Annotated in this window: 8 protein-coding genes; 3 read left to right on the top strand and 5 right to left on the bottom strand. The window is 62.7% G+C overall.

The features are described 5' to 3' along the window. The first annotated feature begins 76 nt into the window (after nucleotides 1-76). Nucleotides 77-1,471, top strand: a complete 1,395-nt coding sequence (gene glmM / locus FZX09_RS09575) for a phosphoglucosamine mutase (protein ID WP_226402281.1) — start codon at nucleotides 77-79, stop codon at nucleotides 1,469-1,471. Here the strand turns inward: glmM and FZX09_RS09570 are convergent. Genes FZX09_RS09570 through FZX09_RS09555 form a run of 4 tightly spaced genes read right to left on the bottom strand, consistent with a single transcriptional unit; the run spans nucleotide 1,458 to nucleotide 5,758 of the window. Further along, nucleotides 1,458-2,411: a BadF/BadG/BcrA/BcrD ATPase family protein gene (locus tag FZX09_RS09570; protein ID WP_226402279.1), complete on the bottom strand. Its 954-nt coding sequence runs from the start codon at nucleotides 2,409-2,411 to the stop codon at nucleotides 1,458-1,460. The two genes, glmM and FZX09_RS09570, sit on opposite strands and share 14 nt — an antisense overlap. Beyond that, nucleotides 2,408-3,724: an IctB family putative bicarbonate transporter gene (locus FZX09_RS09565; RefSeq protein WP_226402277.1), complete on the bottom strand. Its 1,317-nt coding sequence runs from the start codon at nucleotides 3,722-3,724 to the stop codon at nucleotides 2,408-2,410. The genes FZX09_RS09570 and FZX09_RS09565 overlap by 4 nt, the downstream gene beginning before the upstream one ends. A gap of 9 nt (nucleotides 3,725-3,733) precedes the next feature. Further along, nucleotides 3,734-4,438 carry a tRNA (guanosine(46)-N7)-methyltransferase TrmB gene (gene trmB / locus FZX09_RS09560; protein ID WP_226402275.1) on the bottom strand — a complete coding sequence of 235 codons (705 nt, stop codon included), beginning with the start codon at nucleotides 4,436-4,438 and terminating at the stop codon, nucleotides 3,734-3,736. Nucleotides 4,439-4,462: 24 nt separating this feature from the next. Then, on the bottom strand, nucleotides 4,463-5,758 hold the full coding sequence (locus tag FZX09_RS09555; protein ID WP_226402274.1) for an FIST N-terminal domain-containing protein: 1,296 nt from the start codon (nucleotides 5,756-5,758) through the stop codon (nucleotides 4,463-4,465). Nucleotides 5,759-5,827: 69 nt separating this feature from the next. Here FZX09_RS09555 and FZX09_RS09550 point away from each other — a divergent pair, with 69 nt between their 5' ends. Beyond that, nucleotides 5,828-6,439: a DUF3177 family protein gene (locus FZX09_RS09550; RefSeq protein ID WP_226402272.1), complete on the top strand. Its 612-nt coding sequence runs from the start codon at nucleotides 5,828-5,830 to the stop codon at nucleotides 6,437-6,439. After that, entirely contained in the window at nucleotides 6,439-6,732 is a 294-nt protein-coding gene (locus FZX09_RS09545) for a hypothetical protein (protein ID WP_226402270.1), read from the top strand. The genes FZX09_RS09550 and FZX09_RS09545 overlap by 1 nt, the downstream gene beginning before the upstream one ends. Here FZX09_RS09545 and ileS read toward each other — a convergent pair. Then, on the bottom strand, nucleotides 6,717-9,641 hold the full coding sequence (gene ileS, locus FZX09_RS09540; protein WP_226402268.1) for an isoleucine--tRNA ligase: 2,925 nt from the start codon (nucleotides 9,639-9,641) through the stop codon (nucleotides 6,717-6,719). The genes FZX09_RS09545 and ileS overlap by 16 nt on opposite strands. Nucleotides 9,642-9,663: the final 22 nt, after the last annotated feature.

Genomic DNA, 9,663 nt, shown 5'->3' with positions numbered 1-9,663 from the left:
GCAGAGTTGCACCTGTCACGTCCCTGGGAATCAGCGTCAGAGGTGCTTCCTATGGTGCTGTCCACGATTGAGACCCATGATTCAAAAGGCGTGTTCTCCGATCGGCCCCGCTCTCGGTGACGCTGCGCCAGGTTTTGGAACCGATGGGATCCGTGGGCTCGCCGGCACCGTTCTCACCCCTGCCTTGTGTCTTCAGGTGGGCTATTGGGTTGGCCGGGTTCTGCAGGCGGATGGCCCTGTTCTGATCGGGATGGACTCCCGGACCAGTGGCAGCATGGCGGTGTCTGCCCTGACGGCCGGTTTGACGGCGGCCGGTCGCGATGTGTGGACCCTTGGTCTTTGTCCGACACCCGCGGTTCCGTTGTTGATCCGTCAGCTGGGGGCTGCTGGTGGCCTGATGGTGTCTGCGAGCCACAACCCTCCTGCCGACAACGGCATCAAAGTCTTTGGGGCCGACGGAGCCAAACTCAGCGCCCCACGTCAGGCCCAAGTGGAAGCCGGTCTGAAGGGGCAGACGTCCATGGTTGAGCAAGGAGCCTTCCGCTGCGGTGTGGCGCGCTCCAGCGCCGATCTTCTTGATGGCTACAGGGAGGTGTTGCAGCAGTCGGTGGCTGAACGGCGACTGGATGGCGTCCCCATCGTTTTGGACCTCTGCTGGGGATCAGCGACAGCCTGTGGTGCGGATGCCTTCCGTGCCTTGGGGGCTGATCTCATCGTGCTCCATGGGGAACCCGATGGCTCCCGCATCAACGTGGCTTGCGGGTCAACCCATCTGGAACCGCTGCAGCGGGCTGTGATCGAGCGCGGCGCGGCGATGGGCTTTGCCTTTGACGGTGATGCTGACCGGATGCTGGCGGTGGATGGCCGCGGTCGCATCATCGATGGGGACCATGTGCTTTTCCTGTGGGGATCCGTGCTGCAGGAGCAGCAGGCCCTCCCCGAGCAGCGTCTCGTGGCCACCGTGATGTCGAATCTCGGCTTTGAGCGGGCTTGGCAGCAGAGGGACGGCATCCTTGATCGCACCCCGGTGGGAGATCAGCATGTTCATGCCGCGATGGTGGCCAGTGGCGCGGCCCTCGGTGGAGAACAATCCGGCCACATCCTTGCGGCCTCCCATGGGCTATGCGGCGATGGTGTTCTGACCGCCCTCCAGTTGGCCACCTTGTGCCATGCCCAAGGCATCAGCCTCAGCGATTGGTTGGACCGCAGTTTTCAGGCTTACCCGCAGAAATTGGTCAATGTTCGGGTGATGGACCGTTCGCGTCGCAAGAACTGGACCGCGTGCACTGCTCTCACCGACGCCATTGCTTCAGCAGAGCAGTTGATGGGCGAGACCGGTCGCATTTTGGTGCGAGCCAGTGGTACGGAGCCCGTGCTGCGGGTGATGGTGGAAGCAGAGCAGTCGGCAGCTGTGGAGCATTGGACGGGGCACTTAGCTGCCGTTGCCAAGGAACATCTCAACGTGGCCTGACGGTTAAGGCCTCGGCCATCAGGAGCGCTCCATCACAGGCATCTCCCTTGGCCTTGCCCCATCGGGCCTCAGGTATCGACTGACGGATGGCCTGTTGCACGGCTGTTCGGAACCCCGGGAGATGGGTAACAGTTCCCCCATGGCAGACCACTACGGGGGAAAGCATTGATAGCTGCTGGGCCACGGTGCTGATGCAGTTGGAGAGGGCTGCTGCTGATCGCTGAACGATTTCCTCTGCGCCCGAGCAGCCCTGGGCTGCTGCCTCCACCACCAGCGGAGCCAAGGCTGCGAAGTTTGCCGTGCCGAAGTTGTGCTGCACCACCCGGGCTTTCACCGCTGCGTAGCTGTCGCATCCCATCTGATGCCAGATCTGCAGGCGCAGAGGATGGTCGGCCATGCGCCCATCGGCCATGCGCAGGGTCATTTGCAATCCCTGGTGGCCGAGGTCAAAGGCCGAGCCGGCTCCATCGAGCAGCCATCCCCAGCCGCCACAGCGGTGTTCATGGCCGTTCTCGTCTCGGCCCAGCACGATCATTCCTGTACCGCTGATTGCCAGGATTCCTGCACCTTCAGGGATCGCACCTCGCAAGGCCGTGCGTTCGTCTCCGGTGACCATCACCTTGGTCAACTTTGTGTCATCACCGATGGCCAGGGCTTGACCCACCAAACGTTCAGCACGCTCTTGCAACGCTGTCCCGTGTTCGATGCCGCTGGCTCCGACAACGACTGCCTGGAGCACGCCAGCGGGGTGATCTTTGAGGGCGTGCTGTGCACTGGTGCGGATCGCCTCGATGAAACTTCGTTCACCCTGGGGGGCATCCAGGTGACTGACGCCGGGTCCCTCACCTTCGCCAACAGTCTGGTGCAAGCCCTTTTGGACCACGCTGAGGCGGCAGCGGGTGTGCGTCTGTCCAGCATCGAATCCAGCGAGCAGCCTCATGATTGCCTGGGTCGACTCACCAGGCTGGCCAGGGCAAACCAGCCGATCAGTTGAACTTCGGGGCGGAAGAAGATCGTGTCGGTGCTGCCCTGCATCAGCAGGCCAGCGATGGCAGCAAGGCTGGCGATGGCTGGTAAGGCGCTTGGACCATCGGCATGGAGCTGCGACAGGCCCTGCCTCAGGCTGCTGGCCAGTAATCCCAGGCAGGCCAGTAGCCCAGGAATGCCGGTTTCCACCAGGATTTCCAAGGGAACGGAGTAGGAACTGAGGGCGTTGAACTTCGGTTGCTGATACAGGGGATAGATGCTGTTGAACGCCGCATTGCCTGGGCCGATGCCCAGCCAGGGACGGTCTTGCACCATCTGAATGGCCGCTATCCAGACGTTGATGCGGAAATTGTTGGAACTATCCCCCCGTCCCGCCAGCAGGCTGGTGATGCGCGTGCGGATGGGATCGATCTGGGTGGCCGCCACCACCAGGCAAGCGGCTCCAAACAGCAGCACGGCGAGGGGTACCAGACGTCTCCAGAGCGGGGGCCAGCTGCGTGTCCAGCGCAGCAGTAGCAACAGCAGGAGTACGGCGCCGGCAGCAACCATCCCCAGCCAGCCGCCACGGCTGTAGGTGAACAGCGTGGCTGTTCCAGCCAACACCAGTGTGGTGCCGGCAAACAGCTGGGCTCCCACGCCTCTCCAGCGCACCAGTGCAATAGCTGCAATGGGAATCAGCGGCAGCAAGTAACCCGCCAGAAGGTTGGGGTTCCCCAGAGGGCCATAGATCCGAATGGTGCCGGCGCTGATGGAATTCGGATCAGCCCAGCCGGCCAGTTCCTCGCCGGAGGCATAGAGCTGTCGCAAAGCCAGAACACTGCTGAGCAGGCCGCCACTCAGCAGTCCGGCGACCAGCCGGTCCCACCATCGTTCGTTGCTCAGCAGCAGCTTGCAGAGCAAGGCATAAACGCCCAGGTAGCTGAGCAGTTTGATGAGGCCTTTGCTGGCGGAGATTGGAACTGGAGAACATCCCGTGGCCACAATCGAGATGGCCAGAAAAAGCATCAGCCAGCGCGAGACGCTTCCGATGCGCTGTGGTGGTGGACTGCAGAGGCACCAAAGCAGCCAAAGGGCCCCGCAGGCTGCAATCACCAGAGCCAGGCCTGTGCGTGTGAACAGGGGAAGCCCCGTGAGCAAGACCAGTAGGAGCAGTCCCGCCAGCCTTTCAAGGCGTTTCAGCACTGCCTGATCCGGAGCTATCAGCCCCTGCCAGCGTGCCAATAGTGGACCACCGCGTGCCGTCTGGGTTGCATCCGCAGAGGCCATCTTGGGGCTTCAGGTGGTAAGTGCTTCCGCCGGATTATCGATCTCCTGCAAGCGCTGTTCCAGATCTGACACGGAAGGAAGTGGATTCTGGTTCCGGCGGTAGAGCACCCGGTAGACGGGGAGGTTTTGCTCGAGCACGTAGCGCTCCCGTTCCGTGGGAACTGAAAGCGGGTTGCTGGCGCGCCAGGGCCGTTGATCCTCTGCGGGGCGGTCAAAACAGGCGCTGAGTTCGGTGAGAGCCACCATCGGCTCAATCACGTCGAGAACATCGCTCTGCAGAAACAGCTCGCGGCCGGGCTGGAGGGCCGTTGCGATGGCCAAGAGCAACGCGGGTTGCAGGACCCTGCGCTTGCGGTGCCTTCGTTTGAACCAGGGATCGGGAAACTGGATGGAGACCCGTTGCAGCCGGTCTTGCTCTAGGGCCTTCATCCAGCCTTCCAGGCTGATATTGGCGTTGCAGAACAGGATCCGAACATTGCCGTACTCCGAGCCGAGCGCCTCTCGATCGGCGGAGGTCACCAAGGGCCGGCGGATTTCTACGCCGAGATGGTTCCAGTAGGGATCACGCTCGGCCAGGCCCAGCAGGCAACGTCCACGGGCACAGCCGATATCCAAGTGGATCGGATGATCAGGAACGCGAAACAGCTCCTTGGGTGGAGGGAGTTCCAGCGGCAACTGGAAGAAGCTGCTGAGGGGATTGACGTGCTGACGCAAGGTTCCGAGGCAGTGAGATGCGGTTCAACCGAGATTGTCAGAGCCACTGTCAGAGGAGCTGTTGGGGTCCTGGCGCAGCAAGCCCCAGCAGGCGGTGTAGCCATGCAGATGCGTCGTCCCGCCGACGGGTCCGATCTCACCGTTGCAGAACGCTCCCGCTACAGGCAGGTCAGGCATCAGTTGGCGCGCCAGGCTGATGTCACCATCGGCACGACCGAAAAGCCCCTGGCCCCGTCCCAGGCAGGCCATTAGCAGGCCGAAATGGACCATCTCTCCTGAATCAGCCGTCGCTGCTTTGAGCAGGGCAGAGGCTTCGTCCTGGGAGGCGGCGGCTTCGCGCAGGTGAAATTGCACGTTTTGGCCGGCACGCACCCGCTCAGCTACGGCCACAGCGCCATTGTTGGGATCGACTCCGATCAGGTTGCGGATCAGGAAGGCACTCGCTTCTGATGCTGCTCCGTTGGCGTTCAGCCGCAGACTGCTGCGTTCGACGCCGAGGAACAACGAGTGACGCACCAGCTTTCGCTCCCGTTCGCTGAGGTCGGCCAGAACCCGTTGCAGGCAATTGATGGGATTGGCCTTGCTGCTGCCATCACTCAGTTCCAGCAGCACGTTGCGCTGCACCTGCTCGATCGAGAAGACCGGGCCGATGGGGCGACAGCCCTGTGCCACCACCGTTTCGAGTCGCCAGCTTCCCCCGATGGAACAGATCACCGCGCCGGTGACGACGTGGTCATCCAGCAGCAGCGATCCGTGCGGACTGTTATGGGGTGCTGCGATGCCCCCAATTTTTTCTGCACCCGGATAGGCGTAGTCCAGCCCGCTAATGAGGTCATTGATTCCACTGCTGGTGGGGTCGATCAGCAGGATTTGGCTGCGGGCAGTCTCGGGGGTGATGCCAACCCAATCTTGCCATTGCTGGGCGGCTCCATCCAGATCAGGCAGCTCCTCTGTGCTCAGGTGTTGGGTGGCGATCGAGGCTCCCGGCAGGGAGAGCACCGTCACGCTCAATGCAGGCGTCTGCTCAAGTTCCGAGGCGGTGCCGTCGCCGCGGGTGCCCACCACACCTCCCCCGGTGCATCCGATCCAATGCTGCGCGTTGATCTGGGCGCGCAGCATCGGCAGCAGCCGTGGTAGGTCGGTGGCGTAACCCGTTGAGGTGAAGACGAGGGCGAGATCGGCTTCGCCCCTAGATCGGGATAGTTGCTCGACCACATCCCGAACGGCTTCGTCCAGGGACGCTTTCGTGGATAGTCCTGTACGGCACCTGGCCTCAGCGCCCCCGGAACGGAACCAGCTGAACGGTGAGAACGATGCCATGATGCGGACCCTATCAACCCTGGAGGTCAGCTCGGGACGTTGATAATGGCTGCACTGTGACAGTCCCCAGTGAACGAGCTCACGTACCGCGCTCTGGTGTGGCTGACCTATCGCTTGGCCGCCACCTTTGCCGTTGGTGTGCCTTTGGTCCTATTGATCTGGTCGGCCTGGCGTCGCGAGCCGTTGGTGCTGCGGCTCCTCGGCATCTACTGGAAGGTGGCCAGCCTGATGGCGATCAGCCTCCTGCTGCTGATGGACCAGCGCCCCCTGGGCTATGCCATGGCGTTTGTCGCACCGGTGTTGATGGTGATCAGCCTGTGGTTCTGGGTCGACATCAATGAAGAGCTGGCCGACCAGCCATCTTGGCGTCCGCTGCCCCTAGCGGTGAAGGTTTGGCGTTGGGCGTTTAGTGGTTTTGGTCTCCTCAGCCTTGGCATGAGCGTTAGTGGTTTGGGCTGCATGCAACAGCTGGAGTCCCCGGCCTGCCTCACCTGGCTGGAGGCCCCTCAGGGCATTCATGGTCTGGCGGCAACGGTGTTCAATTTTCTCTTCGGTGGTCTGTGGACCGAAGCCGTTGCCGCCTTTGTGGGCTATGTCGTCCTGGTGGCTTATCTGGCCGGCCTGTTGCAGTGGCTGTTGGTGCGTCTGCCCCGTTATGGACGCGTGGCCGGCGATTTCTGATGAACGATCAGGCGGTGGTTCAGGCACTGGAGGAGCGAACGCGTGTTCAGCCTCAGCGGGTTGTTCGTCTGCGGGGACAGGTGGGTGATGTGCCGTTTGAACTGCTGATCTTCCGCGGGTTCAGCAGCAGTACCACCCATCCAACCGCGTTTGACCCCGATGCCTCTGTTCTCCCGGAGGGAACGACTCTGTATCAGGCTGAGCTGCTGCAGGGGCCCTTGTTGCCCGCCCAGGAGGTTGTGCTGGCTGGACCGATGCCACCGAACGACCTCCTGGCTCAGGCCAACTGGTGAGTCCGGCGTTCCAGAACGCCAACACAGCGTCCGCAGATGTGGGGATGCTCCGGGTGCTGACCCACATCCCCCTCGTAGTGCCAGCAGCGCTCGCATTTAGTTCCCCGCGCTCGGCTCACCTCGATCGATGCGAGTTCGTCGTCCTGGCTGGCCAGCACTTCGGCCCAGGGCTCGCCGCCAATCTGCAGTTGTGAGACCAGCAGCCAGTCCCGCAGACCGTCCACCTCGACATTCCCCCTCTCACTCAGGAAAGAGAGAGCGGTCTGGAGTTCCGGACGGCGGGCGTCAATTCGCACGGCTGCCTCCAGCGATGCGCCAAGTTCCTGACGGCCGCGGCAGTCTTCCAGCACTTTGTTGACGGCGGCGCGGAGCTCCCGCAGCTCTTGAACCGGAGCGCTGAGAGCAGCATCACGCCACTCGGCTGGAACCGTCGGCCAGCCGCGTTGGAAGACAGAGGTCTCCTCCACGGGGTAGGGGAGGTTCTGCCAGATGTCTTCGGCCATGTGGCACAACACCGGAGCGATCAGTCCGGCCAGGCGTTGGATGATCAGGGCCATCACGGTCTGGCAGCTGCGCCGGCGCTGGTCCTGGGGGGCGCTCACGTAGAGCCTGTCCTTGGCTATGTCGAGGTAGAAGTTCGACAGATCTGTGACGCAGAAGTTTTGCAGCAGCTGGAAGAAGCGGAAGAACTCGAAGCTTTCGAAGGCTTCTGTGATGTCGTCCATCACCTCGGCAGTGCGCTGCAGCATCCAGCGGTCCAGCAATGGCAGTTCCGCAACGGGGATCGCGTCGGTTGCCGGATTGAAGTCGTGCAGGTTGCCCAGCAGATAGCGGCTGGTGTTGCGCACCTTGCGGTACACATCAGCCAGCTGGCGCAGAATCCCGGCTCCGATCGGCACATCGGCGGAGTAATCCACCGAGCTCACCCAGAGCCGCAGCACATCGGCGCCGTAGGGCGGTTCCTGTTTCTGGTTCTTGCCCCCCTCGATAATCACCATCGGGTCGACCACATTGCCGAGGGATTTGCTCATCTTTCGGCCCTTCTCATCCAAGGCGAAGCCATGGGTGAGCACCCGCTTATAGGGGGCTTGGCCATTCACGGCGACCGAGGTGAGCAGTGAACTCTGGAACCAGCCGCGGTGTTGGTCAGACCCTTCCAAGTACAGGTCGGCGGGATAGCTCAGGTTGTCCCGCTGACTGGCGACGGCAGCCCAGCTTGAGCCGGAGTCGAACCACACATCCATGGTGTCGGTGCCCTTGCGCCACTGGTCGGCCTGGTCGGCGTATGCGGGCGGCAGTAGATCCGCTTCGTCTTTCTCCCACCAGACGTCGGCACCGTGCTCGGTGATCAACGCTTGGATGTGATCGAGGGTGTCGGCGTTCAGCAGCACCTCGCCGTTGCTGCGGTGATAAAAGACGGGGATCGGCACCCCCCAGGTGCGCTGACGGGAGATGCACCAGTCGCCCCGCTCCTTGACCATCGATTCGATCCTGTTACGACCGGAGGCAGGGGTCCACTCCACTGCGGCGATCGCATCAAGGGCCTGTTGACGGAACCCTTCCACGGAGGCGAACCACTGTTCAGTGGCCCGGAAGATGGTGGGTTTCTTGGTGCGCCAGTCGTAGGGGTAGCGGTGGCCGTAGGTTTCTTGCTTGAGCAGGGCCCCGGCGGACTCCAGCGCCTCGATGATCTTGGGGTTGGCATCCTTGAGCACATTCAGGCCCGCGAACGGCCCGGCTTCGTTGGTGAGGTTGCCGGCTTCGTCCACAGGGCAGAGCACCGGCAGCCCGTTCTTCTGGCCGGTGTGGAAGTCGTCGACACCGTGACCAGGCGCGGTGTGCACAAGGCCTGTGCCCGATTCGGTGGTGATGTAATCGCCACCGATCACCATCGGACTGGTGCGGTCCAGGAGCGGGTGGCGGTACGTCAGACCGGCGAGCAGGGCGCCTTTCACCGTGGCGCGACGGCTCAGCGGGAGCTCCAGGGTGCCGCTCAGCGTCTCGATCAGATCGGCAGCAACAAGCAGCAGTCGGCCTTCGCCGTCGTCGACCAGGGAGTAGTCGAGCCGTTCATTGACCGACACCGCCAGGTTGGCTGGCAACGTCCAGGGGGTGGTTGTCCAGATCGCCACCTGCAGGGCCTGCCCCAGGGCGTCCGTCTCGGTGGGTAGGTCCAGGCCTTCTGCCTTGAGTGCATCCTGCAGTGCTGCCGGCAGCTTCACGGCTGGGAAGGCGGCGTAGACGCTGGGACTGGTGTGGCCGTCGGGGTACTCCAGTTCGGCTTCGGCCAAAGCTGTGCGTGAGCTCGGGCTCCAGTGCACCGGTTTCAGACCCCGGTAGATGTGCCCCTTGAGCACCATCTGGCCAAACACCCGAATCTGAGCCGATTCGTACTCCTTTTGCAGGGTCAGATAGGGCTGCTCCCAGTCCGCCCAGATGCCCCAGCGCTGAAAGCCTTTCATCTGGCCATCCATCTGTTTGCGGGCGTAGGCGGCAGCTTTTTTACGCAGCTTGATTGGTGTCAGCGCCTTGCGCTGCTCCTGATCCATCGACTGCAGCACCTTGAGCTCGATCGGCAGGCCGTGGCAGTCCCAGCCCGGCACGTAGTGCACCCGCCGCCCGTTCAATACCTGATATTTGTTGATGACGTCCTTCAACACCTTGTTGAGGGCGTGCCCCATGTGAAGAGCGCCGTTGGCATAAGGCGGGCCGTCATGGAGGGTGAAGGTTGGTCCGCTGTTGTTCAGGCCCAGCTCGCCGTCGATGCCATGGTTCTTCCAGAAGGCCTGCAATTCAGGTTCCCGTTGGACGGCATTGGCGCGCATGCCGAATCCCGTCTGCAGCAGGTTGAGCGTGGGTTTGTAGGAGGGACGTTCCTCAGCGGCGGCGTCGCGCGTCTCCTTGCTCACGGGGTCCCTTCTCTGGCCTCGG

The organism is Synechococcus sp. MU1643 (genome assembly GCF_020514095.1).
Classification (GTDB): domain Bacteria; phylum Cyanobacteriota; class Cyanobacteriia; order PCC-6307; family Cyanobiaceae; genus Parasynechococcus.
The sequence above is the reverse complement of the archived record's forward strand: the minus strand, read 5'-3'. Positions and strand labels throughout refer to the sequence as shown.

Bases quoted from the DNA above. Each gene is read 5' to 3' on its own strand.
- FZX09_RS09545 (WP_226402270.1), top strand. From the start codon at position 6,439: ATGAACGATCAGGCGGTGGTTCAGGCACTGGAGGAGCGAACGCGTGTT.
- FZX09_RS09565 (WP_226402277.1), bottom strand. From the start codon at position 3,724: ATGGCCTCTGCGGATGCAACCCAGACGGCACGCGGTGGTCCACTATTG.
- FZX09_RS09555 (WP_226402274.1), bottom strand. From the start codon at position 5,758: ATGGCATCGTTCTCACCGTTCAGCTGGTTCCGTTCCGGGGGCGCTGAG.
- glmM (WP_226402281.1), top strand. From the start codon at position 77: ATGATTCAAAAGGCGTGTTCTCCGATCGGCCCCGCTCTCGGTGACGCT.
- FZX09_RS09570 (WP_226402279.1), bottom strand. From the start codon at position 2,411: ATGAGGCTGCTCGCTGGATTCGATGCTGGACAGACGCACACCCGCTGC.